Genomic DNA, 24,717 nt, shown 5'->3' with positions numbered 1-24,717 from the left:
GCGGGGGAGACGGCCACGGACACCGCCCCCGACGCCGTGTCGCTCCTCGTCCTCGAGGTCGGCGGCGGTCGGCGGGCGGCGCTGCCGCTCGCCGAGGTCGCCCGGCTCGAGGAGTTCCCGGCCGGCCGGGTGGAGCGAGCCGGCCCGGTGGAGGTCGTCCAGTACCGCGACGGGCTGCTGCCGCTGGTGCGGCTGGCGCCGCGGATCGGCCTCCCCGACCGACGCGACGGCGCCGACGCAGACGTCGCCGTCGTCGTCCACGAGGTCGCGGACCGGGCGGTCGGCATCGTCATCGATCGGGTGCTCGACGTCGTCGAGACCGAGGTCGTCCCGTCCTCGGTGGGCCGTCGCCCCGGCGTCCTCGGCTCGGCCGTGGTGCAGGGTCACGTCACCGACCTGGTCGACCTCGGCGCGGTCGTCGCGGCGGCGGAGGTGCCCGCATGACTACACCCACCCCGCCCGCCATGCCGACCGTGCCCACCGTGCCCACCGTGCCCGCCGCGACCGGCCAGTGCTGCACGTTCTGGGTCGACGGCCTCTTCTTCGGCGTCGCCGTCGACGAGGTCCAGGAGGTGCTGCGGCACCAGCCGATGACGCCGGTGCCGAGCGCCCGGCCGGAGGTCGCGGGCCTCATCAACCTGCGCGGCCAGATCGTGACCGCGATCGACCTGCGGGTCCGGCTCGGACGGCCGCCCCGTCCCGCCGACCGATTGCCGATGAACGTGATCGTCCGCAGCCGCGGCGAGATCGTGAGCGTGCTCGTCGACGACATCGGCGACGTGATCGACGTGTCCGGCCTGCGGCTCCAGCCGGTGCCGCCGACCGTGCCCGCCGTCGTCCGCGACGTCGTCCACGGCGTCCGCTCGCTCCCTGACGCCATCCTCCTCGTCCTCGACGCCGACCGCGCGCTGGACGTCACCACCAACCCCACCGGAGGGAACCGATGACCGACCTCGAGACCAGACCCGACGCAGCACCCGCTCCGCGCGAGGTGCCGAGCGGCGCCGGCGAGCCGTCGTACGCGCTCCTCGACGCCGTGCCCAGCCCGGCGTTCGTGCTCGGCCCCGACTACCGGGTCCGCTTCGTCAACCGCAGCGCCCGCGCCGAGCTCGCCGGCCGGCACGTCGCCGCGGCGCAGGTCGACGCCGACGCCCTGGTCGGCCGCTCCTTCGAGGCGCTCTACCTGCACCCGGAGCTCGGGCGCGACCTGACGGCCACCGACGCCTACCTTCCCTTCTCCACCCGCGACGAGGTCGACGGCCGGGTGCACGAGGGGACGTTCACCGCGGTGCACGACGAGGCCGGGCGGTACGTCGGCGCGCTCGCGATCTTCGCCGACGTCACCGAGCGGGTCGCCGAGGAGCGCGAGCTGTCGCGGATCAGGTCGATGATGGAGAACAGCCCGACGAACATGATGTTCGCCGACCGGGACTTCGTCATCACCTACATGAACCCCACGTCCCTGGAGACGCTGCGCCGCCTCGAGCAGCACCTGCCGGTGCGCGCGGACGAGGTCGTCGGCTCCAGCCTCGACATCTTCCACAAGAAGCCGGGCTACCAGCGGGCGATCCTCGCCGACGGCGCCACGCTGCCCCGCCGGGCGGACATCCAGGTCGGTCCCGAGACGCTGGACCTCCTCGTCTCGGCGATCCGGGACGCCGACGGCAGCTACATCGGAGCGATGGCCACGTGGGACGTCATCACCGACAAGGTGCGTCTCGAGCGGGAGAAGGCCGAGCGCGACGCTGCCGAGAGCGAGGCCGCCGAGGTGCTCGCGGCGAAGGTCGAGCAGATCCTCGACGTCGTCCAGGCCGCGGCCGCCGGCGACCTCACCCGCGAGCTCGACGTCGACGGCGACGATGCCGTGGGCCAGGTCGCCGCCGCGCTCCGCACGCTGCTGTCCACGATGCGTGCGAGCATGGGCGACATCAGCCGCACCGCCGAGGTGCTGGCCACGTCGGCCGGTCAGCTGACCGGGCTGTCGCGGTCGATGGGCGACGGTGCGTCGCTGACCAGCGACCGGGCCGGCTCCGCCTCGTCCGCCTCGGTGCAGGTCTCGGCCTCGATCCAGACCGTCGCGACCGCCGCGGAGGAGATGACGGCGAGCATCCGCGAGATCGCCAAGAACGCGACGGAGGCCGCGTCGGTGGCGACCGACGCCGTCCAGGTCGCCGGGGGCGCCGAGACGACGGTCGCCTCGCTCGGCGAGTCGTCGGCCGAGATCGGGCAGGTCATCAAGGTGATCACCTCGATCGCCCAGCAGACCAACCTGCTCGCCCTCAACGCGACGATCGAGGCCGCCCGGGCAGGGGACGCGGGCAAGGGCTTCGCGGTCGTCGCGAACGAGGTCAAGGAGCTGGCCAAGGAGACCGCGCGGGCGACCGAGGACATCGGTCAGAAGATCGAGGCGATCCAGAGCGACACCCAGGGCGCGGTGTCGGCGATCGGGCGGATCGCCGAGGTGATCGCCCGGATCAACGACATCCAGACCACGATCGCCTCCGCGGTCGAGGAGCAGACGGCGACGACCAACGAGATCGCCCGGTCGGTGACCGAGGCGGCTGCCGGCGCCAACGGGATCGCCGAGGACGTCACCCAGGTGGCGACGGCGGCGGCCGAGACCCGGCAGGGCGCCCAGGAGACCCTCGACTCCGCCACCCAGCTCACCGGGATGGCCTCCGAGCTGCGGTCGCTCGTCGCCCGGTTCGAGGTCTGACCGGCCGGACCGGCCCGGGAGGGGTCAGCCCGCGGCGCGCGGCGGGGCGGCAGGGCCGCCCGGCCGCGTGTCCGCGGGCGCGGGCTCGCTGCCGGCGAACCGCGCGTCCCCGCGCAGGCGCTGCGCCAGGAGCGCGGCCTGCGTGCGGTGGGACACCCCTAGCCGGGCCAGCAGGCCGGTGACGTGGTTCTTGACCGTCTTCTCCGCGAGGAACAGCCGCTCGGCGATCTCCCGGTTGGTCAGCCCGTCGGCGATGAGGAAGAGGATCTTGCTCTGCTGGGGGGTGAGGTCGCTGATGACCCGCACCGACTTCTTGTGGAACTCGACCTGCTCCATCACCCGCGCGGCGACGGCGTGGTCGATGAGCGAGTGGCCGCCGGCCACCAGGCGGATGCCGCTGACCAGGGAACTGCCCTCGATCTGCTTGAGCACGAAGCCGGCGGCACCGGCGAGGATCGCCGCCGAGATGGCGTCGTCGTCGTCGTAGCTGGTGAGGATCAGGCCCTTGATGTCGGGGTCGACCGCCCGCATCTCGCGACAGACGTCGAGGCCGTTGCCGTCGGGCAGGTTGGCGTCCAGCACGGCGACGTCGGGCCGCAGCCGGAGGATGTCCGGGAGGGCCATGCGCGCCAGGCCCGACTGGCCGACGATCTCGATGTCGGGCTCGGCGACGAGCAGGCTGGCAATCCCGCGCCGCACCACGTCGTGGTCGTCGAGCAGGTACACCCGGATCGGTCGAGGTTCTGGCACGGGTCCACTCTGCAGAATCGCGCCCGGCCGCGGGCGATTATCAGACCTGATCAGGGGTCCCGGGGCCGGATCTGACCGCTCGTCCCGCCGGGCACCACCCGTTCGGACTAGGGATCGTGCCGCTTCGGACGATGCGCGGGCGGTCGGCCGTCAGCGCGCCACGTCGTCGGCGATCGCGCGGACGGCCTCACGGCCGCGCCGCAGCTGCGCCAGGAGCGCCATGATGTCGCCGTTCGTGAGGTGCCCGGTGTCGCCGGCGGGCCGCAGCCAGCGGGCGGCCTCGGTCTCCGAGATCGGAGCGCCCACCTCGAGCCGGTAGACGGTGTCCGCGACCTCGAAGGAGATGTCGGCGACCGCGGCGGTGTGGTGCCGTCCGGTGCGGACGTCGCGCAGGAGGACCAGCTCGCCGGGCTCCAGCCCGCGGGTCAGGCGCTGGCCGACGTGGCTGACGGCGACCGAGCCGGCCCGCAGGGTGAACGCGGTCAGCTCGAGCTCGATCTTCTCCACGGCGCCCCTCCGGATGGTCCCTCGTCCCGTTCGTGTGGCCAACGACGGGAGGCACCGGGCGTTACGCCGGGGCGGCGCCGACGCTTCCCCGTCCGTTCACCGGCACGTCACCGCCGCACCGGTGAGGGTTCAGGGGGTCCCGCGACGCTCCCGGCCATGACTGCCACGCGCCCCGAGAACCGTCCGCTGCTGCCGCTCACCCCCGTCGACCGGGAGGGCCACCGCCACGGCTCGCGCTCCTACCTCACCTGCCTGTTCCGCTGCGGCAACGCCTGCGACCACCCCGAGCCCAACCGGTCGGGCGCCGGTCACGTCCAGGACGAGATCGCCAAGGTCGTCGCCCGCCGGTCGCTGCTGGCCGGCGCGGCCGCCGGCTCCGGGGCGCTGGTGCTGGGCGGCCTGGCCGCGGGTCCGGCGGCGGCGGCACCGTCGCTGCCGGCCGCTCGGGCGCGGCGCGCGGGACCGCTGGCGCGGGCCGGCTTCGCCGCCGTACCTCCCAACCGGCGCGACGCGGTCGTCCTCCCGCACGGCTGGGACCACCACGTGATCATCCGCTGGGGCGACCCCGTGCTGCCCGACGCACCCGCGTTCGACGTCGACAACCTGACGGTCGAGGCGGTGAAGAAGCAGTTCGGCTACAACAACGACTACGTCGGCGTCGTGCCCCTCGACGACGACACGGCGCTGATGGTCGTCAACCACGAGTACGACGACCCGCAGCTGATGTACCCGACCGGGCGCTACACGCAGGAGGAGATCGCCCGGCTCGGCCTCTACACCCACGGGATGTCGGTGGTCACGATCAAGAAGGGCCGGGTGCCGGGATCGTGGTTCCGGGTCGCGACCAAGAACGCCCCGAAGAACCGGCGGATCCACGCGGACACGACGTTCAAGATGACCGGGCCCGCGGCCGGGCACCCGCTGCTGCGCACCAGCGCGGACCCCACCGGCCGCAACGTCAAGGGCACCCTCAACAACTGCGCCGGCGGCACCACTCCCTGGGGCACGGTCCTGTCGGGCGAGGAGAACTTCAACCAGTACTTCAACACCGACGGCGAGCTGCCGGCCCCGCCGACCCTCGCCGACGGCAGCGCCGTCGCCAACGCCTACAGCCGCTACGGCATCGCCCCCAACGCCGGCGACCCGCGCAAGTGGCACACGGTCGAGGAGCGGTTCGACCTCGGCGCCGAGCCCAACGAGCCGCACCGGTTCGGCTGGATCGTCGAGGTCGACCCGATGCACCCGAACGTGCCGCCCCGGAAGCACACGATGCTGGGCCGGTTCAAGCACGAGGGGGCCAACGTCGTCGTGGCCGGCAACGGCCGGGCGGTGGTCTACATGGGTGACGACGAGCGCGGCGACTACCTCTACAAGTTCGTCTCCGCCGACAAGGTGGACCGGCGCAGGAACGCCGCCGCCCGGCGCCACAACCGGACCCTCCTCACCAAGGGCACGCTCTACGTCGCCCGGCTGACCGGCGACGACGACGGCGCGCCGGAGGCGCCGTACCAGGGCACCGGGAAGTGGCTGCCGCTCTGCACCGACACCCGCTCGTTCGTCCCGGGCATGACCGTGGAGGAGGTGCTGGTCTTCACCCGCCAGGCGGCCGACCGGCTGGAGCCGACCAAGATGGACCGCCCCGAGGACGTCGAGGTCAACCCGGTGAACGGCAAGGTCTACGTCGCGCTCACCAACAACTCCAACCGCGGCGCCGGCCACCCCCAGGACGAGGCCAACCCGGTCACCTCCTCGATGGTGCGGTCCGGCCCGGCGTCCCCCGCTCACCCAGGCGTCCGGCAACCGCAACGGCTACGTCCTGGAGATGACGCCCAAGAACGGGTCGAGCCACGCCGCCGCGTCGTTCACGTGGGACCTGTTCCTCGTCTGCGGCGACCCGGAGGCCCCGGAGACCTACTTCGCGGGGTTCCCGAAGGACCAGGTGAGCCGGATCAGCTGCCCCGACAACCTGGCGTTCGACTCGGTCGGCAACCTCTGGATCTCCACCGACGGCAACGCGCTCGGCGCCAACGACGGCCTGTTCCGCGTGCCGGTCGCGGGACCGGAGCGCGGGAACGTGCGGCAGTTCCTCACCGTGCCGAAGGGGGCGGAGTGCTGCGGCCCGCTCGTCTACGACGACGACCGGTCGCTGTTCTTCGCGCCACAGCACCCGGGGGAGCTCTCCGGCGCCACCTTCGAGGAGCCGGCGAGCACCTGGCCGCACACCGACGACTTCCCGCGCCCGTCGGTGTGCGTGGCCTACAGGCAGGCCTGACCCCGGGGGCCGGACCAGCGGCGGATCAGGTGATCGTGAGCCCGCCGTCGACCGGGAGCGTCTGGCCGGTGACGTAGCCGGACGCGTCCGACGCCAGGAACACGACGGCGGCGGCGAGCTCGCGCGGGTCGCCCTTGCGGCCCATCGGGATCCGCTCCTGCTGCTGCTCGAGGTAGCCCGGAGGGTACTGCTCGGTCATCTCCGAGGCGAAGAACCCGGGGGCGATCGCGTTGACCCGGATGCCCTTGCGGCCGGTCCACTGCTGGGCCAGGTCGCGGGTCAGGCCGATCAGCCCGGCCTTCGACGCGGAGTAGGCGGCCTGGGGGAGGCCCGCGGTGGTGAGGCCCAGCACCGAGGAGATGTTGATGATGCTGGAGCCCGGCTGCATCACCCGGCCGCACGCCTGCGCCATCCAGTAGCAGCCGTTGAGGTTGACGTCGACCACCTCCCGGAACTGCTCCGGCGTCTCCCGGGTCGCCGGCACGGCGGTGCCGACGCCGGCGTTGTTGACGAGGACGTCGACCCGGCCCAGCTCGGCCACCGCGGTCTCGACCAGCCGGGTGCAGGACGCCGGGTCGGCGACGTCGGTGGCGACCGCGACCGCCCGTCGGCCGGCCTCCTCGACGAGACGGGCGGTGTCGGCCAGCCGGTCGACCCGACGCGCGCCGAGCACCACGTCGGCGCCCGCCTCGGCCAGGGCCTGCGCGAACGCCACCCCCCAGCCCGGAGGAGGCGCCGGTGACGACGGCGACCCGGCCGTCGAGCCTGAACAGATCGGTGAGCGTCATGGCCGGCACCCTAGCCAGCGCGCAGGGTCGCGGCCATGTGCGACCGGCGCAGCGGTCGCGGTAGCATGGTGCCGTGCGGAAGAACCTGCTTCTTGCCTAGCCGCGTCGACCACAGCGACGACAATCGACGCGGCCGCCCCTCGATGCCCGAGGGGCTTTCTTGTGTCCGGAGCAGGCGCGACGAAGGGTTGACGGGATGAGCGAGCAGGAGCAGGCGTCGTACGACGTCCACGCGGTCGAGGCGAAGTGGCAGCCGGTGTGGGAGCGGCTCGACGCCTTCCGCGCCGACGACGCGGCGGTGCTGTCGGGCCGCCGCGAGAAGCGCTACGCGCTGACGATGTTCCCCTACCCGAGCGGCGACCTGCACATGGGTCACGCCGAGGTGCTCGCCCTGCACGACGTGATCGCCCGCTACTGGCGGCTGCGCGGCCACGAGGTGCTCAACCCGATGGGCTGGGACTCCTTCGGCCTGCCCGCCGAGAACGCCGCGATCCGCAACGACTCCCACCCCGCGACGTACACCTACGCCAACATCGAGACCCAGCTGGAGTCGATGAAGCGGTACGGCCTGGCCTTCGACTGGTCACGGCGGCTGCACACCTCCGACCCCGAGTACTACAAGTGGACCCAGTGGCTGTTCCTGAAGTTCCGGGAGCAGGGTCTGGCCTACCGCAAGAACAGCCCGGTCAACTGGTGCCCGCAGGACCAGACGGTGCTGGCCAACGAGCAGGTGCTGGCCGACGGCACCTGCGAGCGGTGCGGGGCGGAGGTCACCAAGAAGGAGCTGACGCAGTGGTACTTCCGCACCACTGCCTACGCCCAGGAGCTGTACGACTGCCTCGACCAGCTGCAGGAGACCTGGATCGGCAAGGTCGTCAACGCCCAGCGGAACTGGATCGGCCGCTCGGAGGGTGCTCACGTCGAGTTCCCGGTCGACGGGCACGAGCCGATCCGGGTGTTCACGACCCGGCCCGACACGCTGTTCGGCGCCACGTTCATGGTGGTGGCCGCCGACGCGAAGCTGGCGGCGGAGCTGGTGAGCGACGAGCAACGGCCCGCCTACGAGTCCTACCTGGCCGAGACGCGGAAGGCGTCCGACATCGACCGGCTGGCGACCGACCGGCCCAAGACCGGCGTCTTCCTGGGTGTGCACGCGACCAACCCCGTGACCGGCGAGCAGATCCCGGTGTGGGCGGCCGACTACGTGCTGGCCGACTACGGCACCGGCGCGATCATGGCGGTGCCCGGCCAGGACCAGCGTGACTGGGACTTCGCGAAGGCCCACGACCTGCCGGTGGTCCGCACCGTGCAGCCGCCCGCGGACTGGGAGGGCGAGGCGTACGTCGGGAGCGGGCCCGCGATCAACTCCGCCAACGACGAGGTGTCGCTCGACGGGCTCGACGTCGACGAGGCCAAGCGCACGATCATCGGCTGGCTGGAGGAGAAGGGCCTCGGCACCGGGACGGTCAACTACCGACTGCGGGACTGGCTGCTGTCGCGGCAGCGCTACTGGGGCGCCCCGATCCCGATCATCCACTGCCCGGTCGACGGGGAGGTCCCGGTCCCCGAGGACCAGCTGCCGGTCGAGCTGCCCGAGCTGCGCGGCTCGGACCTGAAGCCCAGGGCACCTCGCCGCTGGGCGCGGCGTCGGAGTGGGTCGACGTCAGCTGCCCGACCTGCGGTGGGCCGGCGAAGCGCGACACCGACACGATGGACACGTTCGTCGACTCCTCGTGGTACTTCTTCCGGTACCTGTCGCCGCAGGACGACACCCAGGCGTTCGACCCCGCCCTGGCCAAGGCGTGGGGGCCGGTGGACCTCTACATCGGGGGCGACGAGCACGCGGTGCTGCACCTGCTCTACGCCCGGTTCTTCACCAAGGTGCTGCGCGACCTGGGCCTGGTCGACTGGGACGAGCCGTTCTCCGCGTACCTGTCCCAGGGCAAGGTCGTCAACCAGGGCCGCAAGATGAGCAAGTCGCTGGGCAACGGCGTCAACCTGGGGGGAGCAGCTGCAGGAGTTCGGCGTCGACGCCGTCCGGCTGACGCTGGTGTTCGCGAGCCCGCCGGAGGACAACATCGACTGGGCCGACGTCAGCCCCTCCGGCTCGCTGCGGTTCCTGCAGCGCGCCTGGCGGCTGTCCGGCGACGTCACCTCGGAGCCCGGCGTGCCCGCAGCCGAGGGCGACCTGGAGCTGCGCAGGGCCACGGCCCGCACGCTGGCCGACGCCGCGCAGCTGGTGGAGTCCTACCGGTTCAACGTGATGGTGGCCAGGGTGATGGAGCTGGTGAACGCCACCCGCAAGGCCATCGACTCCGGTGTGGGCGGCGCCGACCCCGCGGTGCGGGAGGCGGCCGAGACGGTCGCGATCCTGCTGTCGCTGGTCGCGCCCTACACGGCGGAGGAGATGTGGGAGCGGCTGGGCCACGAGCCGTCGGTCGCCCAGGCGGCGTGGCCGGAGCCGGACCCGGAGCTGCTGGTCGTCGACACCGTCACCGCGGTGGTCCAGGTCCAGGGCAAGGTGCGGGCGCGGCTGGAGGTCTCGCCGGACGTGAGCGACGCCGACCTCGAGGCGGCGGCCCTGGCCGACCCCGACGTGGTGCGGTTCCTCGACGGGCGCGAGGTGCGGCGGGTGATCGTGCGGGCTCCGAAGCTCGTCAATATCGTCGTCTGAGCCCGGGGAGCGAGGGACGAGCGGGTCCGGGCGAAGCGACAGTCGGCTCGTCGTCTGAGCCCGGGGAGCGAGGGACGAGCGGGTCCGGGCGAAGCGACCGTCAGTATCGTCGTCTGACGGATGGCGGGGCTCGGCTACGGTTGCCAGCCATGACCGTCGCGCTCGTCACCGACTCGACCGCGAGCCTCCCGCCGGGGGTCGTGGAGCGTCGCGGCGTCACCGTCGTGCCGCTGCAGGTGGTGATCGACGACGAGTCGTTCGAGGAGGGCGCGCCGGAGGCAACGCCGGCGTCGGTGGCGTCGGCGCTGCGGGAGAAGCGTGCGGTCAGCACGTCGCGCCCGGCGCCGACGGTGTTCGCCGAGGCCTACCGGAGGTTGGCCGAGGCGGGTGCGAGCGAGGTGCTGTCGGTGCACCTGTCGAGCGAGATCAGCGGGACGTTCGAGTCGGCCCAGGTGGCGGCGCGGCACGCGCCGGTCCCGGTCTCGTGCGTCGACACCCGGCAGGTCGGGGCGGCGACGGGCTACGCCGTCGAGACGGCGGCCGACGTGCTCGCGGCGGGCGGCGGGCGGGTGGAGGCGGCGGCCGCCGCGCGGCGTCGTGCCGCTGCCGCGACGTCGGTGTTCTACGTCGACACGCTCGAGTACCTGCGGCGCGGGGGACGGATCGGGCCGGCGGCGGCCGTGCTGGGCGGTGCGCTGGCGGTGAAGCCGTTGCTCGGGATCGAGGACGGCGTGGTCACCACCTCGGAGAAGGTCCGCACCCGCGGGCGGGCGATCGCCCGGCTGGAGGAGCTGGCCGTGACGGCGGCGGCCGACGGGCCGGTCGACGTCACCGTCGCCCACCTCGCGAGCGAGGAGCGGGCGGCGGCGCTCACGCAGAGCCTGTCGGAGCGGCTGGCCGACCAGCTGGAGGGCCGGGAGGGTGCGGTGCGCCGAGCTCGGTGCGGTGCTCGGCGCCCACGTCGGGCCCGGCATGCTCGCCATCTGCGTGGCGCCGCTGGTCGACCACCAGGCCTGAGCCCACCAACCGTCCACAGCCTCCCGGCGGGACCCTGGTCGTCCACAGGCCGCCGCACCGGCGGTGCCGCTCGTCGCCCCGGCCGCCTACCGTCGTCGCATGCGCAGCTCCCGTGGTGCACCCGGCGGGGTGGAGGCGCGGTCCGCACGGGCCGATGCCGCCGCCAGGCGGCTGGCCCTGCTGGCCGCCGACATCGGTGCGAACGTCGGTGCCGACGCCGGCACCGACGTCCGTCCTGGCACCACGCCCGTCCGACCGGTCGCGGAGCCGCCGCCGCTGCCGACGCCGGGCCGGCACGCCGCGCGCCGCCGTCGCCGGCCGGTGCTCGTCGGTGCGCTGCCGCGGCTTGGCGCGGCGCAGCTCGCGGTGGTCGCGGTGGTGGTGGCGCTGGGGCTCGCGCTCACCACCTGGTGGGTGGTCCGCGACCGGGCCGAGCAGCTGCCGGTCACGACGGCCGGGCCGGGCGGCACCGCCGCGCCCCTGGTGGGGCTGCCGCCGGCGTCCGGTGCCCCCACGTCCGGTGTCCCGACCGACCCGGCCGGTTCCGGCACGCCTGCCGGCCCCGATGCGCCGACCACCGCGACCGTCACCGTCGACGTGGCCGGCAAGGTGCGCCGGCCCGGCATCGTCGTCCTCGACGCCGGCGCTCGGGTGGTCGACGCGCTGGAGGCGGCGGGAGGAGCCCGGCGGGGCGTGGACCTGACCGGTCTCAACCTGGCCCGGCTCCTCGTGGACGGGGAGCAGGTCGTGGTGGGCGTTCCCGCCGCCAGCGCGCCGGTCGTGCCGAGCGGCCCGTCGGCGCCGTCCGGACCGTCCGCACTGCCAGGGGCGCCCGCCGCCCTGGTCGACCTCAACACCGCCTCGCTGACCGAGCTCGAGACGCTGCCCGAGGTCGGGCCGGTCACCGCCCAGGCGATCGTCACCTGGCGCGAGCACAACGGCGGCTTCACCAGCGTCGAGGAGCTGCTGGCCGTCGACGGGATCGGCGAGGTGACCCTGGCGAAGCTGCTGCCCTACGTGACCGTCTGACCCGGGCGGTCCGAGCGCGCCATCACCAGCCGGTGACGCTGTCGTCGCGGGACACGAGGGCGCGGTGAAGCACGGCGATCAGGTCGCCCCGGGTGATGATGCCCGCCAGCCGTCCCTCGGCGTCGACCACGGGGACGTCCTTGTAGCCGTCCCGGGTCATCAGCGGCACCAGCTCGGCGACCGGGGTGGCGGCGGGGATCGTGGTGACGTCGCCGACCATGACCGTCTCGACGGTCTCGAGCTCGACCAGGTCGCGGGTGAAGAGGTCGATGATCGAGACGACGCCGACGACCCGGTCGTCCTCGTCGACGACCGGCAGCGTCTTCACCCGGCGCTGCACGATCACGGTCCGGGCGCGGTAGATCGACTCGAACGGGCGGACCACGGCGACGTCGGTGTGCATCACCCGCTCGACCGGGACCGATCCCAGTCGTCGGTCGAGGGCATGCTCCTCGGCCTCGCGGACCAGCGCGGCGACGTCCGCGGGGAGCACGTCGAGCCGCTGCGCGTAGCGGGCCATGGCGGCCTCGATGTCGCCGGTGCCGATGCCGAGCTCGGCGCCTCCCGCCGGCTCGGCGGGCGCCGGCGCGCGGTGGGGGTACCGGTGGCCGGTCAGGTTGTTGACGGCGGCGGCGACCAGCAGCAGGGCGAGCGTGTTGACCGCCACCGGGAGCGCCGCGAACGCCACGCCGTGCTCGGCGATGACCGGTGTGGCGGTGGCGGCGAGCAGCGCGCACGCACCGCCCGGCGGGTGGAGGCAACGCAGCAGCATCATCGCGCCGATCGCCGTGCCGACCCCGGCCGCGGCCGCGGCCAGCGGGTCGTCGACCACCACGTGCGCGGCGAGGCCGATCAGCGTCGAGACCACGTTGCCGCCGAGCACCGGCCACGGCTGGGCGAGCGGGCTGGCGGGCACCGCAAAGAGCAGGACGGCGGTCGCGCCCATGGGCGCGACGATGAACGGCAGCAGGTCCGGGCCGCCCGGCACGACCCGGGCGGTCGCGCCGGCGACGACGATGCCGACGAGGGCACCGAGCGCGCCGCGGGCGACCTCGGCAGGGGTGTAGCGCACCGGCGCACCCTACGGGGCCGGCGAGCGGACGGGACGGGATCCGCCCGAAACCGTCCACAGGGGCGGGCGACGGCCCGCTCACTCCACAGGTGCGGCCCACGGTCCCCGGTCGGACGGGCGCCGGTCCCCTAGCGTCGCCTGCATGACCGAGCCCTCGGCCCGATGGCGCCACGACCTGCGGATGCCGCTGGTCGGTGCGGCCGCGTGGGCCGGCGGGATCGTGGCCCACGTGCTCGGCCTCGCCGCCGTCTGGCCGGTGGGCGCTGCCGTGGGGGTGGGCGTCGTCGTGTGGTGGCGGCGCGGTCCCGGGCTCCTCGTCGCCGGGTGCCTGGTCGCGGCTGCGGTCGCCGGGGGCACCCTGCTGCGCCACCAGGCGGTCGCGACCGGTCCGGTGGCCGTCCTGGCCGAGCAGCGGGCGGTCGTCACCATGGAGGCGACGGTCACCTCCGACCCGTGGCCGGTGACCGGCCCGTGGGGTGAGCAGGTGGTGGTGCGGGCGAAGGCGCACGTGGTCACCGGGCGCGGGACGACGTACCGGCTCGGCGCCCCGGTGCTCGTGCTGGCCGACGAGCGCTGGGCGGCGGTCGCACTGGGGGAGCGGCTGCGGTTCACCGGCAGGCTCGCGCCTCCGGACGACCCGGCGCTGGCGGCCGTCGTCACCGGCCCGCGCCAGCCCGTGCGGATCCGTGGCCCCGACGTGTGGTGGCGCGGCGCCGACGCGGTCCGCGCGGCCCTGCGGGAGTCGGTGGCGCACCGTCCGGAGGAGCAGCGGGCGTTGGTGCCGGCCCTCGTCGTGGGCGACGACGCCGGGCTGCCGCCGGAGCTCGAGCAGGACTTCCGGACCACGGGGCTCACCCACCTGACGGCGGTCTCGGGGACCAACCTGACGTTGCTGCTGGGCTTCCTCCTGCTGGTCGCGCGACCGCTGGGGGTGCGGGGCCGGTGGCTGCACGTCGTGGTGGTGGTGGGGATCGTCGGTTTCGTGCTGCTCGCCCGCACCGAGCCGAGCGTGCTGCGGGCGGCGGTGATGGGAGCCGTCGGGACGTTCGCGCTGGCGACCGACGGCCGCCGCCGCGGGCTCCGGGCGCTCGGCGTCGCGGTGACCGCCCTGCTGCTCGTGAGCCCCGCGCTCGCGGTGTCCGCAGGGTTCGCGCTCTCGGTGCTCGCCACCGCGGGGATCGTCGTGGCCGGCCCGCCCCTGCAGGCGGCGCTGTCCCGCTGGCTGCCGGCGCCCCTGGCGGTCGCGCTCGCGGTGCCCCTGTCGGCGCAGCTCGCGTGCACGCCGGTGGTGGCGGCGCTGGCCGGCGAGGTGAGCCTCGTGGCCGTCGCGGCGAACGTGCTGGTGGCGCCGGTCGTCGGGCCGGCGACGGTCCTCGGCCTGGCGGGCGGCCTGCTGGGCCTGGTCGTCGAGCCGGTGGGGCGGCTCGCCGGCACGGCCGCGGCGTGGTGCGTGGCGTGGATCGTGCTGGTCGCCGAGCGAGGGGCAGCGCTGCCGGCGGCGTCGGTCGCCTGGGGCACCGGAACGGTCGCGATCGGCGGGCTGGCGCTGCTGTGCCTGCTCACGGCGGCGCTCCTCCCGCGCGTGCTGCGGCACCGGTCGGTGGCGGTGGTGCTCGGCGTCGCGGTGCTGGCCCTGGTCACCGGCGTGCCCGGCCGGATCGGCGCTCTCGGGGGATGGCCGCCCGACGGCTGGGTGCTGGTGGCGTGCGACGTCGGCCAGGGCGACGCGCTCGCGCTCCCGGCCGGTCCCGGCGCGGCGGTGGTCGTCGACGCCGGGCCCGATGCCGACGCGGTGGACGGCTGCCTCGACCGGCTCGGCGTCCGTGCGGTGCCGCTCGTGGTGCTGACGCACTTCCACGCCGACCACGTCGACGGACTGGAGGGGTGCTGCGCGAGCGCCGGGTGGCCGCGGTGGAGGTCAGCCCGATGCTCGACCCGCACCCGGCGGTCGACGAGGTCCGGCGCCTGACGGGGCGGGCGGGGGTGCCGGCGGCGTCAGCACTGCACGGCACCACCCGGCGCATCGGCCCGACGACGGTCCAGGTGCTGTGGCCCGACCTCGCCGCCCCGGTGGTCGGCCCGGGTGACGGCAGCGCCGCCAACGACGCCAGCGTCGTGCTGCTCGTCGAGACCCACGGGCTGCGGCTGCTGCTCACCGGCGACCTGGAGCCGCCGGGGCAGGAGCGGCTCGCGGCGCTCCTGCCCGGGTTGGCCGTCGACGTGCTCAAGGTGCCGCACCACGGGAGCGCCCACCAGGCCACGGAGTGGCTGACGTCGCTCGGCGCCGGGGTCGCGGTCGTGTCCGTGGGGGAGGACAACGACTACGGCCACCCGCACCCGCGGCTGCTCGAGGCCCTGGACCGCGCGGGTGCCGAGGTGGCCCGCACCGACGAGCAGGGCGACGTGGCCGTGGTGGCCGGTCCCGACGGGCCGGAAGCGGTGAGCCGGTGACCTGTGGTCGTGGCGGGTCGGCGCGACCGCGCGCTGTCGGCACCGTGTGGGAAGGTGTGACGCATGCGGGTGGAGGACGTGCTGGGGCGGGTGCTGCTGGTCACCGGCAAGGAGGAGTTCCTCGGCGCCCGGGTGGTCGACGAGGTGCGCGCGGCGGTCCGCGCGCACGACCCGGAGGCCGAGGTCTCCGACGCGACCGCGGCCGACCTCACCCTCGCCACGCTGGGCGAGCTGAGCGCGCCCTCGCTGTTCTCCACCGTGCGGTGCGTCGTGGTGAGAGGACTGGAGAACCTGCCCGACGAGTCGGTCGACGGGCTGCTCGGCTACGCCGCCGCCCCGGCCGACGACGTCGCCCTGGTGCTGGTCCACGGTGGAGGAAACAAGGGCTCCGGCGTGCTCGCCAAGCTGCGCAAGCTCCCCACCGTGACCGAGGAGAAGTCGGCGGAGCTGAAGCCGTCGGAGTTCCCCCCAGTTCGTCGCCTCCGAGGTGCGCCGCCACGGCGCGACCATCGACCGTGAGGCGGCCGAGGCGCTGGTGGAGGCGGTCGGCCACGACCTCCGCTCCCTCGCGGCGGCCGCCCACCAGCTCACCAACGACTTCCCCGGCGAGCGGCTCAGCGGCGACAAGGTGCGGCGCTACTTCGCCGGCCGGGCGGAGGCCAAGTCGTTCGCCGTCGCCGACGCCGCGTTCTCCGGGCGGCCGCGGCAGGCGCTCGAGGAGCTGCGCTGGGCGCTCGACGCCGGCACGCCGCCGGTCCTCGTCACCTCGGCCTTCGCCGGCAGCGTCCGCGGCCTCGCGCGCTACAAGGGCGCGGCCCGCGGACTGCGCGACGCCGACCTCGCCCGCGAGCTCGGCGTGCCGCCCTGGAAGGTCCGCACGATCCGCGACCAGGCCCGCGCCTGGAGCGAGGACGGCCTCGCCGGCGCGATCCGCGCCGTGGCCCGCGCGGACGCCGAGGTCAAGGGCGCCGCGGGCGACGCGTCGTACACCCTCGAGCGCCTGGTGCTCACCATCGGCGAGCTGCGACGGGACTGGAAAACGAGGAAGCCCCGCCGTGGCGGGGCTTCCTTCGGTGCACGGCCCGAGGGCCGTCGCTGGTGCTCCGGACCGGAGCGCCGGCAGGCCTCAGAGGGAGGCGGCCTTCTTCATGATCGCGGACTTGCGGTTCGCGGCCTGGTTCTTGTGGATCACGCCCTTGGACGCGGCCTTGTCGAGCTTGCGGGCGGCGTCGCGGCCGAGCGTCACGGCCTGCTCCTTGTCGCCGGCCTCGGCGGCCTCGCGGAACTTGCGCACGGCGGTCTTCAGGCTGGTCTTGACCGCCTTGTTGCGCTCGCGACGCTTCTCGTTCTGCTTGTTCCGCTTGATCTGGCTCTTGATGTTCGCCACTACTACGCCTCTGGTCGTCTGGATCCGTGGATCGGGGTGGGTCGGGTCTGGTCCGGAGAGCGTCGGCGCCTGCTCCCGCTTCCCGACCGGTGGCCGGGCACGCCGGAACCTGCTGCTGACGCGACGGACAAGGCTAACAGCGGTGCCGGACGGCCCCAAAATCGAGCCGGTGCCGGGTGGGTCCACCGTTTGCCGTGCCGGCCGGGATCTGCCAGATTCTCGCGGGTGCGCCCGAGCTCCTCGCTGTTCGCCCTGGTCGTGCCGGGTGCCGTGCTGTTCTGGGTGTTCCTCGTCATCGGGCTGGCCCAGGGCCGGCAGGAGCTGGTGACCGCCGCGCTGGTGATCGGCGGCGTGACCGGTCTGGTGGCGGTGACCGTCGCCGGCAGGAGGACGGCGACCGCGCGCCGCGAGCGCGCGCGGATCCTGGCGGAGGGCACCCGCGCGCGGGCCACCATCGTCAGCGCCCGGGCCGACGGGGCGGTCAACAACCACCCCTACGTCGCGATGGTGCTCGACGTCCGCCTGCCCGGGGAGGACGACTCCTACCGGGTGGAGCACCGCACCCTCGTCCAGCAGCTGCAGGTCCACCGGATCCGGCGGGAGGCCGTCATCGACGTGTGGGTGGACTCCGAGGACCGGGAGGTCGTCGTGGTCGACCCGGAGATCACCGGCGGGCGGTGACGCGGCTCAGCCGGTCGCCCACCCGCGGCGCTCGGCCAGCCAGTCCCAGCACACCAGGCCGTGCCACTGCTGCACCTGGCGGACGTAGGGCGAGGTCGGCGGCGCGGGATCGGCGCCCGACTTGAGGTAGTAGCCCGCCAGCAGGGCGAGCACGACGTCGACGTGGTCGGCCGGGACGTCACGGGTCAGCGGGTGCGTCGCGAGCACCGCGTCGGCGTCGAGGCCGTCGCCGCGGGGACCGAGGAGGAGCCAGAGGGTGTCCAGCCAGGCGGCGCCGAGCATCGGCCAGTTCCAGTCGCAGACCAGGGCGGAGCCGTCGGCGAGCAGCAGGACGTTGTCGTCCCGGATGTCGCTGTGGACCACGGTGTCGCCGGCGGCGACCTCCGCGAACCGACCGGCGAGTGCTGCCGCGTCGTCGAGGTGGGGCAGGCCGGGCCGCACCTCGGCGACCCGTTCCCAGAGCGCGGGCCAGCCGGCGAGCTCGACCTCGACCGGCTCCAGGGCCAGGCCCGCGGGCGCGGGCGTCAGCACCTCGGCGATCCGGCCCGTCATCGCCAGCGCGGCGTCGAGGTCGTCGGCCCGCCAGGGCCGTGCCGGGTGGCGGGCCTCGACGTGCTCGATGCCGAGGACGACCCAGTCATCGTCGTCGTGCACCCACAGCAGCCTCGGAGCCGGCACCTCCGGCGGCAGCGCAGCGAGCTTGCGGGCCTCCACGCGGTAGGACTCGGCGAACACCCGCTGGGCCTTGACCGACGCCGCCTTCACGAAGTGGCGGCTGCCGTCGGCGCAGGTCAGCACCGAGGCGAACCCGGGCGTGAAGCCGGCCGTCCGCGACGCCGCGTCGGTCACCGGCGCTCCGCAGCGCCGCTCCACCAGCGACCGGACCGCCGGCGGGAGGTGGACCCACTCCAGCCGGCGCGCGGTCCGGCCGTGCGGGAGGGAGGTGGGGATCACCCGCCCATCGTGGCAGCCCGGGTCGGGGTCGCCGCGGTTCCCGGATGGCCGGCGCGGCGACGGGGTACCGCTCACCGGTCAACCGTCCGGGCGTACGGCGACCGGTCCCGGCCGCCGTACGCCGACCGGAGGAGGAACAACATGCGCACTTACCGGGTCGGCTACTTCGTCGGCAGTCTCTCCTCGACCTCGATCAACCGGCGCCTCAGCAAGGCCCTGATCCGCCTCGCACCGCCGGACCTGGAGTTCGTCGAGCTGCCGATCGGCAACCTGCCGCTCTACAGCCCCGACCACGACGCCGACTACCCGCCGGAGCCGGCGGCGCTGAAGGAGGCGATCGCCGCGTGCGACGCGGTGCTGTTCGTGACGCCGGAGTACAACCGCTCCATCCCCGGAGCCCTCAAGAACGCGATCGACTGGGCGTCGCGCCCGTGGGGCCAGAACTCGTTCCACCACGTGCCGGCGGCGGTGATCGGGGCGTCCATCGGGCCGATCGGCACGGCGGTGGGCCAGCAGAGCCTGCGGGCGGTGCTGAGCTTCTGCAACGCGCGGCAGATGACCGCACCGGAGGCCTACATCCACATGCGTCCGGGCCTGGTCGCCGACGACGGCGAGGTGAGCGACGAGACGACGGAGGCGTTCCTGCGCGAGTTCATGGAGGAGTTCCGCACCCACGTCGAGCGGGTGCTGACCGTGATCCCCCGGCCGTGACCGACCGGCGCTGACCGACCGGCGCCGACCACCGGCCGTCGCCGACCGGGTCCGGCGGGGCCGCGGCCGATGTGGCAACCGGTGCCGACCCTGGAACAATGGCCGCACCATGCCTCCCGTGCCCGCCTCCGCCGCTCCGCAGCCCGGTCGCACCGACCCTGCGGTCATCCGCAACTTCTGCATCATCGCCCACATCGACCACGGGAAGTCGACGCTGGCCGACCGGATGCTGCAGCTGACCGGCGTCGTCGGCGAGCGGGAGGCCAAGGCGCAGTACCTCGACCGGATGGACATCGAGCGCGAGCGCGGGATCACGATCAAGTCCCAGGCGGTCCGGATGCCGTGGACGATCACCGAGGAGGCCGCCGAGCAGCACGGGCCCGACCTCGAGCCGGGCACCTACGTCCTCAACATGATCGACACCCCGGGCCACGTCGACTTCACCTACGAGGTGTCCCGGTCGCTGGAGGCGTGCGAGGCGGCGATCCTGCTGGTCGACGCGGCGCAGGGCATCGAGGCGCAGACCCTGGCCAACCTCTACCTGGCGATGGGCGCCGACCTGCACATCATCCCGGTGCTCAACAAGATCGACCTGCCGTCGGCCAACGTCGAGAAGTACGCCCTCGAGCTGGCGAACCTCGTCGGCTGCGAGCCCGAGGACGTCCTGCTGACGTCGGCGAAGACCGGCGTCGGCGTGGAGGCGCTGCTCAACGAGATCGTCAAGCAGGTGCCGGCGCCGGTGGGTGACGCAGACGCCCCGCCGCGGGCGCTGATCTTCGACTCGGTCTACGACACCTACCGCGGCGTCGTCACCTACGTGCGGGTCGTCGACGGCTCGCTGCGGCACCGCGACCGGATCAAGATGATGTCGAGCGGGGCCGTGCACGAGATGCTCGAGGTCGGCGTGATCAGCCCCGAGCCGCTGAAGGCCGACGAGCTCGGCGTCGGCGAGACCGGCTACCTGATCACCGGCGTGAAGGACGTGCGCCAGTCGCGGGTCGGCGACACCGTCACCAGCCAGCACCACGGGGCGGACGACCCACTGGGCGGCTACGCGCACCCGACGCCGATGGTCTACGCCGGGCTCTACCCGATCGACGGCGACCAGTATCCCCGAGCTGCGCGACGCGCTGGAGAAGCTGCAGCTCAACGACGCCTCGCTGACCTACGAGCCGGAGACCTCCGGTGCGCTCGGGTTCGGCTTCCGCTGCGGCTTCCTCGGCCTGCTGCACATGGAGATCACCCGTGAGCGGCTGGAGCGCGAGTTCAACCTCGACCTGATCTCGACCGCGCCCAACGTGGTCTACGAGGTGGTCATGGAGGACGGCTCGCAGATCACCGTCACCAACCCCAGCGAGTACCCCGACGGCAAGATCGCCGAGGTCCGCGAGCCGGTGGTGTCCGCGACGATCCTCGCGCCGGCCGACTACATCGGCACGATCATGGAGCTGTGCCAGGCCAAGCGCGGCACCCTGCTCGGCATGGACTACCTGTCCGAGGACCGCGTGGAGATGCGCTACACCCTGCCGATGGGCGAGATCGCCTTCGACTTCTTCGACCAGCTGAAGTCGAAGACCAAGGGCTACGCCTCCCTCAACTACGAGCGCTCGGGCGAGCAGGCGGCCGACCTGGTCAAGGTCGACATCCTGCTCCAGGGCGAGCCGGTCGACGCGTTCTCGGCGATCGTGCACCGCGACGCGGCGTACGGCTACGGCGTGATGATGGCGGGCAAGCTCAAGGAGCTGATCCCGCGGCAGCAGTTCGAGGTGCCGATCCAGGCGGCCATCGGCGCCCGCGTGATCGCCCGCGAGAACATCCGCGCGATCCGCAAGGACGTGCTCGCCAAGTGCTACGGCGGTGACATCACCCGCAAGCGCAAGCTGCTCGAGAAGCAGAAGGAGGGCAAGAAGCGGATGAAGATGGTCGGCCGCGTCGAGGTCCCCCAGGAGGCGTTCGTGGCCGCGCTCTCCACGTCGGGCCCGGCGGGGGACAAGCCGAAGAAGTAGCGTCCGGGGCAGCCGATCGGCTGCAGCGCCCGCACCCGGCGGTCCAGAATCGACCATGCGCTCGCTCCGCGCGGTCCTGGCCGCCGCCCTCGCCCTGCTGCTCCTCCTGCCCGCGACCGCCCAGGCAGAGCGGTGGACGAGCCCCGACCCGCGCGGCGACGTCGAGGGGTGGCACTTCGACCCCGACCCCGAGCCGTGCGGCACCGTGACCGACCTCGACGGCAGCGCGGAGGTCAACTCCGACATCACCCGGGTGACGGTGCGGCACGGACGACGGCCGGTCGAGGTCACCGTGCGCTTCCGCGACCTCGTCCATGCGCTCGAGCAGTCGGTGTGGATCCACTTCCGGACGCCTCGCGCAGGGTGGAGGCTCTCGGTCTATCGGTGGGAGGAGACGCCCGGGAAGTTCGACACCTTCGTCTTCCTGGGGAGGGATCCGAAGGGCCGCGGCCCCGGCGAGGCCGACGACTGCGGGTCCTCCGTCATCAGCTGGATCGGCGACGGGTGCCGCGTCCAGCGGCGGGTCCACCTGGCGGAGGACTACCTGCGGGTGTCGGTGCCGCGGCGCTGCCTCCGCGACCCGCGCTGGGTCCGGGTCGCCGTGCGGGCGCACCAGTGGGTCGATCCCGACGACCCGGCCGACGAGTCGTCGAGCAGCTTCTCCGACGAGTGGGACGGTGGCACCCGCCTCTCGCGGTGGCTCCCGCCGTTCGGCCCCCGGGTCCGGGTCGCTGCACGCCGCTGAGCCCGGCGGCAAGGCGGCGTTGGCACGCTCTGGTGGGATGGGCGGGTGCCACCGCTGACGATCCCGCCCGGCCTCGACCGGCAGCGGGCGCTGGGCCCCGCGTGGGAGGCGTGGCTCGACCGGCTGCCCGGCCTCTTCGCCGGGGTGGTCGAGGAGTGGGAGCTGGTCCTCGAGGGCCCGTTGTGGCACGGGTTCTGTTCGCTGGTCGCGCCGGTGGCCACGCCGTCGGGTGCGGACGCGGTGCTCAAGGTCGGCCTGCCCGACGACGAGAGCGAGCACGAGCACCTCGCGCTGCAGCGCTGGCGGGGGAGGGGAGCGGTGCGGCTGCTGCGGGCCGACCCGGCGCGCCGGGCGCTGCTGCTGGAGCGGCTCGACCGCACCGACCTCACCGACCACTGGGACCAGGAGGCGTGCGAGATCGTCGGGAGCCTCTACGGCGACCTCCACGTGCCACCGATGCCGCAGCTGCGTGAGCAGGCGGCGTACGTCGTCCGCTGGACCGCCGCGCTGGAGCGCGACGCGCACGCGGTGCCGGTGCCGCGCCGGCTCGTCGAGCAGGTGGTCGGGCTGGCTCGCGACCTGTGCGCGGAGCCGGCCACCGCGGTCGTCCACGGCGACCTGCACTACGAGAACGTGCTGCTCGGCGAGCGGAGCGGCGAGCCGCGGTGGCTCGCGATCGACCCGAAGCCGGCCAACGGCGACCCGCACTACGAGCTCCAGCCGATGCTGAAGGACCGGTTCGAGGAGCTGGGCGCGGTCGGGACGGTGCGCGACGGGATCCGCCGCCGGTTCCACGCACTGGTCGACACGGCCGGGCTCGACGAGCCGCGCGCCCGCGACTGGGTCGTGGTCCGCAGCGTCCTCGACGCGCACTGGGCCCATGACGACGCCGTGCGCGCCGGACGCCCGCTCACCCCCGACGAGCGCGACCACGTGACCCGGTGCATCACGGTCGCGAAGGCGGTGCAGGACTGAGCCCGCGACCGTCGGGTCAGGTCACCACCGAGGTGTTCTGGTTGGCCGTGAGCAACCAGCGACCGTCCTCCTTGGCGAGCACGTACATCGGCGTGCCCTGCGACTCGAGGCGACCGTCGGCGTCGTAGTAGCGCTGCTCGACCTTCACGGCGGCCACGTCGGGCCGGATGAACAGGACGTGCTCGACGTCGTACGTCGCGCGGCCGTGGGCGCTCGACCCGGGCAGGACCTGCGCGGTGAACGCGGCGATCGCGTCGCGGCCGAAGAGCCGCTTGCCGTGCGCGGTGGTCCAGATCGCGTCGTGGCGGAACAGGGCGACGAACTCGGCGACGAGCTCGTTGGCCTGGACCCGCTCGACCTCCTTCACGAGCTGGTGGAGGGCGGCGACGTCGTTCTCGACGTCCGGGCTGGTGGTGGTCTCGGTCATGGAAGAACCTTGGTACTTCAAGTGTGGTTGAGGTCAATGGTGCGGTCCGTACGCTCGAAGCATGACCTCTGCCCCGACCGGCGTCGCTCCCTTCCAGGCGCGCTTCGCGACCGAGCTGCCCGAGCTGGCCGTGCCGGTGCAGGCGGCGGAGACGCCGGCGCCACGGCTGCTGCTCCTCAACGAGCCGCTGGCCGGCGAGCTGGGGCTGGACCCGGAGTGGCTGCGCACCGACGAGGGGATCGGCCTGCTCACCGGCACCCGTCCGCCGTCCGGCACGTCGCCGGTGGCGCAGGCGTACGCCGGTCACCAGTTCGGCGGGTTCGCCCGGCTGGGCGACGGCCGGGCGCTCCTGCTCGGCGAGCTGGCCGACCGCGAGGGCCGCCTGCGCGACGTGCACCTCAAGGGCTCGGGCCGGACGCCGCTGGCGCGGGGCGGTGACGGCCTGGCCGCGGTCGGCCCGATGCTGCGCGAGTACGTCGTCAGCGAGGCCATGCACGCGCTCGGCATCCCCACGACGCGGTCGCTCGCCGTCGTCGCGACCGGGCGCCGGGTCCGCCGGGACACCGCGCTCCCCCGGCGCGGTGCTGGCGCGGGTGGCGAGCAGCCACCTGCGGGTCGGCACCTTCCAGCTGGTCCGGGCGATGGACGACCCCGCGCTGCTCCGGCGCGTGGCCGACCACGCGATCGAGCGGCACCACCCCGATGCCGCCGGCCAGGAGCAGCCCTACCTCGCGCTCTACCGGGCGGTGATCTCCGCCCAGGCCCGGCTGGTCGCCCGGTGGATGCTCGTCGGCTTCGTCCACGGCGTGATGAACACCGACAACATGACGATCTCGGGGGAGACCATCGACTACGGCCCGTGCGCCTTCCTCGGCGCGTTCGATCCCGCGACGGTGTTCAGCTCGATCGACCACGGCGGCCGCTACGCCTACGCCAACCAGCCGGTCGTGGCGGAGTGGAACCTCGCCCGCCTCGGCGAGGCGCTGCTGCCGCTGCTCGACGACGACACCGACCGTGCCGTGGCGACGGCGAGCGAGGCCCTCGGCTCGTTCCGCCCGGAGTACTCCGCGGCGTGGTCGGCCGGGATGCGGGCCAAGCTCGGCCTCGCCTCCGCCCCACCGTCCGACGCCGACCGGGTCTGCGACCAGCTGCTCCCGCTGCTGCAGGCGAGCCGGGTCGACCACACGTCGTTCTGGCGGCGGCTCGGCACCGCCGCCCGCGGCGACGCCGAACCCGTCCGCGAGCTGTTCCTCGACCTCCCCGCCGTCGACGCCTGGCTCGACGCGTGGCGGGCGCTGCGCCCGGAGCCCGACGCGATGGACCGGGTCAACCCTGTGCACGTCCCGCGCAACCACCTCGTCGAGGAGGCGCTCGAGGCGGCGACGGCAGGCGACCTCGCGCCGGTGCGCCGGTTGCTCGAGGCGGTGCGGCAGCCGTTCGAGCCGCGACCGGGGCTCGAGCGCTACGCCGAGCCGCCTCCCGACGACCTCGGTCGCTACGTGACCTACTGCGGCACCTGACCAGGGGCGACGACGTCATGCGGGACGTGGGCGAT

Annotated in this window: 20 protein-coding genes and 5 pseudogenes; 18 read left to right on the top strand and 7 right to left on the bottom strand. The window is 73.8% G+C overall.

From position 1 onward, the window contains the following. Positions 1-36 precede the first annotated feature (36 nt). Genes MF408_RS00760 through MF408_RS00750 form a run of 3 tightly spaced genes read left to right on the top strand, consistent with a single transcriptional unit; the run spans position 37 to position 2,716 of the window. Positions 37-444 (top strand): chemotaxis protein CheW, encoded by a 408-nt coding sequence (locus MF408_RS00760; protein ID WP_240251569.1) that lies wholly within the window; start codon positions 37-39, stop codon positions 442-444. Further along, entirely contained in the window at positions 441-947 is a 507-nt protein-coding gene (locus MF408_RS00755) for a chemotaxis protein CheW (protein ID WP_345893899.1), read from the top strand. The genes MF408_RS00760 and MF408_RS00755 overlap by 4 nt, the downstream gene beginning before the upstream one ends. Continuing rightward, a complete protein-coding gene (locus MF408_RS00750; RefSeq protein ID WP_240249877.1) occupies positions 944-2,716 on the top strand; it encodes a methyl-accepting chemotaxis protein in 1,773 nt (590 codons plus the stop codon). Before MF408_RS00755 ends, MF408_RS00750 begins: the two co-directional genes overlap by 4 nt. Before the next feature lie 24 nt (positions 2,717-2,740). On the opposite strand, the gene MF408_RS00745 is transcribed toward MF408_RS00750, so the two are convergent. Both MF408_RS00745 and MF408_RS00740 read right to left on the bottom strand, forming a co-directional pair. Beyond that, entirely contained in the window at positions 2,741-3,442 is a 702-nt protein-coding gene (locus MF408_RS00745) for a response regulator transcription factor (protein WP_240249876.1), read from the bottom strand. Positions 3,443-3,616: 174 nt separating this feature from the next. Continuing rightward, positions 3,617-3,973 (bottom strand): hypothetical protein, encoded by a 357-nt coding sequence (locus tag MF408_RS00740; RefSeq protein ID WP_240249875.1) that lies wholly within the window; start codon positions 3,971-3,973, stop codon positions 3,617-3,619. Between the two features lie 156 nt (positions 3,974-4,129). Here MF408_RS00740 and MF408_RS00735 point away from each other — a divergent pair. Beyond that, a pseudogene (locus MF408_RS00735) lies at positions 4,130-5,656 on the top strand (alkaline phosphatase PhoX); the annotation flags it as partial. A gap of 139 nt (positions 5,657-5,795) precedes the next feature. Beyond that, complete coding sequence (locus MF408_RS24675) at positions 5,796-6,245, top strand: alkaline phosphatase PhoX (protein WP_275693417.1); 450 nt, start codon at positions 5,796-5,798, stop codon at positions 6,243-6,245. Between the two features lie 25 nt (positions 6,246-6,270). Here MF408_RS24675 and MF408_RS00730 read toward each other — a convergent pair whose 3' ends face one another. Further along, positions 6,271-6,960, bottom strand: a complete 690-nt coding sequence (locus tag MF408_RS00730; protein ID WP_240249874.1) for an SDR family oxidoreductase — start codon at positions 6,958-6,960, stop codon at positions 6,271-6,273. Between the two features lie 269 nt (positions 6,961-7,229). On the opposite strand from MF408_RS00730, the pseudogene leuS reads away from it, so the two are divergent. From leuS to MF408_RS00710, 4 genes and pseudogenes are all read left to right on the top strand, one after another. Then, positions 7,230-9,707: pseudogene (gene leuS, locus MF408_RS00725) on the top strand (leucine--tRNA ligase). A 149-nt stretch (positions 9,708-9,856) separates the two neighbouring features. Beyond that, a pseudogene (locus MF408_RS00720) lies at positions 9,857-10,549 on the top strand (DegV family protein); the annotation flags it as partial. Between the two features lie 79 nt (positions 10,550-10,628). Continuing rightward, positions 10,629-10,724, top strand: coding sequence for a DegV family protein (locus MF408_RS00715; RefSeq protein WP_240249873.1), 96 nt, complete (start codon positions 10,629-10,631; stop codon positions 10,722-10,724). A gap of 99 nt (positions 10,725-10,823) precedes the next feature. Then, the gene (locus MF408_RS00710) at positions 10,824-11,753 is read left to right on the top strand and encodes a helix-hairpin-helix domain-containing protein (RefSeq protein ID WP_240249872.1); all 930 of its coding nucleotides are present in this window, start codon (positions 10,824-10,826) and stop codon (positions 11,751-11,753) included. Between the two features lie 22 nt (positions 11,754-11,775). Here the strand turns inward: MF408_RS00710 and MF408_RS00705 are convergent, their stop codons facing one another. Then, a complete protein-coding gene (locus MF408_RS00705; protein ID WP_240249871.1) occupies positions 11,776-12,825 on the bottom strand; it encodes an HPP family protein in 1,050 nt (349 codons plus the stop codon). A 142-nt stretch (positions 12,826-12,967) separates the two neighbouring features. Between MF408_RS00705 and MF408_RS00700 the strand changes: the two genes are divergently transcribed. The 4 genes and pseudogenes from MF408_RS00700 to holA all read left to right on the top strand — a co-directional run. Then, positions 12,968-14,794 (top strand): ComEC/Rec2 family competence protein, encoded by a 1,827-nt coding sequence (locus tag MF408_RS00700; protein WP_240249870.1) that lies wholly within the window; start codon positions 12,968-12,970, stop codon positions 14,792-14,794. Further along, positions 14,752-15,276: a hypothetical protein gene (locus MF408_RS00695; RefSeq protein WP_240249869.1), complete on the top strand. Its 525-nt coding sequence runs from the start codon at positions 14,752-14,754 to the stop codon at positions 15,274-15,276. The genes MF408_RS00700 and MF408_RS00695 overlap by 43 nt, the downstream gene beginning before the upstream one ends. 63 nt (positions 15,277-15,339) lie before the next feature. Continuing rightward, positions 15,340-15,795: a hypothetical protein gene (locus MF408_RS00690; protein ID WP_240249868.1), complete on the top strand. Its 456-nt coding sequence runs from the start codon at positions 15,340-15,342 to the stop codon at positions 15,793-15,795. Next, positions 15,764-16,231 (top strand): annotated as a pseudogene (holA, locus tag MF408_RS26430) (DNA polymerase III subunit delta); the annotation flags it as partial. The gene MF408_RS00690 and the pseudogene holA, both read left to right, overlap by 32 nt. Before the next feature lie 171 nt (positions 16,232-16,402). On the opposite strand, the gene rpsT reads toward holA, so the two are convergent. Together rpsT and MF408_RS00675 are read right to left on the bottom strand one after the other, a co-directional pair. Beyond that, on the bottom strand, positions 16,403-16,663 hold the full coding sequence (rpsT, locus tag MF408_RS00685; protein ID WP_240249867.1) for a 30S ribosomal protein S20: 261 nt from the start codon (positions 16,661-16,663) through the stop codon (positions 16,403-16,405). A 687-nt stretch (positions 16,664-17,350) separates the two neighbouring features. After that, positions 17,351-18,298, bottom strand: coding sequence for a phosphotransferase (locus MF408_RS00675; RefSeq protein ID WP_240249865.1), 948 nt, complete (start codon positions 18,296-18,298; stop codon positions 17,351-17,353). Between the two features lie 141 nt (positions 18,299-18,439). Here MF408_RS00675 and MF408_RS00670 point away from each other — a divergent pair, with 141 nt between their 5' ends. From MF408_RS00670 to MF408_RS00655, 4 genes and pseudogenes are all read left to right on the top strand, one after another. Further along, complete coding sequence (locus tag MF408_RS00670; RefSeq protein WP_240249864.1) at positions 18,440-19,009, top strand: NADPH-dependent FMN reductase; 570 nt, start codon at positions 18,440-18,442, stop codon at positions 19,007-19,009. Between the two features lie 109 nt (positions 19,010-19,118). Next, a pseudogene (lepA, locus tag MF408_RS00665) lies at positions 19,119-21,015 on the top strand (translation elongation factor 4). A gap of 55 nt (positions 21,016-21,070) precedes the next feature. Further along, positions 21,071-21,760 (top strand): hypothetical protein, encoded by a 690-nt coding sequence (locus MF408_RS00660; protein WP_240249863.1) that lies wholly within the window; start codon positions 21,071-21,073, stop codon positions 21,758-21,760. 45 nt (positions 21,761-21,805) lie between these two features. After that, complete coding sequence (locus tag MF408_RS00655) at positions 21,806-22,735, top strand: aminoglycoside phosphotransferase family protein (protein WP_240249862.1); 930 nt, start codon at positions 21,806-21,808, stop codon at positions 22,733-22,735. 16 nt (positions 22,736-22,751) lie between these two features. Here MF408_RS00655 and MF408_RS00650 read toward each other — a convergent pair whose 3' ends face one another. Beyond that, positions 22,752-23,162, bottom strand: a complete 411-nt coding sequence (locus tag MF408_RS00650; RefSeq protein WP_240249861.1) for an SgcJ/EcaC family oxidoreductase — start codon at positions 23,160-23,162, stop codon at positions 22,752-22,754. Between the two features lie 581 nt (positions 23,163-23,743). Between MF408_RS00650 and MF408_RS24670 the strand changes: the two genes are divergently transcribed. Further along, positions 23,744-24,682: a protein adenylyltransferase SelO family protein gene (locus tag MF408_RS24670; RefSeq protein ID WP_275693305.1), complete on the top strand. Its 939-nt coding sequence runs from the start codon at positions 23,744-23,746 to the stop codon at positions 24,680-24,682. Positions 24,683-24,717: the final 35 nt, after the last annotated feature.

The organism is Nocardioides sp. TF02-7, assembly GCF_022437945.1.
GTDB lineage: Bacteria > Actinomycetota > Actinomycetes > Propionibacteriales > Nocardioidaceae > Nocardioides.
This window is presented reverse-complemented; position numbering and strand designations above follow the sequence as displayed.

Coding starts and splice junctions, on each gene's coding strand:
- MF408_RS00755 (WP_345893899.1), top strand. CDS start 441: ATGACTACACCCACCCCGCCCGCCATGCCGACCGTGCCCACCGTGCCC.
- MF408_RS00750 (WP_240249877.1), top strand. CDS start 944: ATGACCGACCTCGAGACCAGACCCGACGCAGCACCCGCTCCGCGCGAG.
- MF408_RS24675 (WP_275693417.1), top strand. CDS start 5,796: ATGACGCCCAAGAACGGGTCGAGCCACGCCGCCGCGTCGTTCACGTGG.
- MF408_RS00710 (WP_240249872.1), top strand. CDS start 10,824: ATGCGCAGCTCCCGTGGTGCACCCGGCGGGGTGGAGGCGCGGTCCGCA.
- MF408_RS00700 (WP_240249870.1), top strand. CDS start 12,968: ATGACCGAGCCCTCGGCCCGATGGCGCCACGACCTGCGGATGCCGCTG.
- MF408_RS00695 (WP_240249869.1), top strand. CDS start 14,752: ATGCTCGACCCGCACCCGGCGGTCGACGAGGTCCGGCGCCTGACGGGG.
- MF408_RS00690 (WP_240249868.1), top strand. CDS start 15,340: ATGCGGGTGGAGGACGTGCTGGGGCGGGTGCTGCTGGTCACCGGCAAG.
- MF408_RS00670 (WP_240249864.1), top strand. CDS start 18,440: ATGCGCACTTACCGGGTCGGCTACTTCGTCGGCAGTCTCTCCTCGACC.
- MF408_RS00660 (WP_240249863.1), top strand. CDS start 21,071: ATGCGCTCGCTCCGCGCGGTCCTGGCCGCCGCCCTCGCCCTGCTGCTC.
- MF408_RS00650 (WP_240249861.1), bottom strand. CDS start 23,162: ATGACCGAGACCACCACCAGCCCGGACGTCGAGAACGACGTCGCCGCC.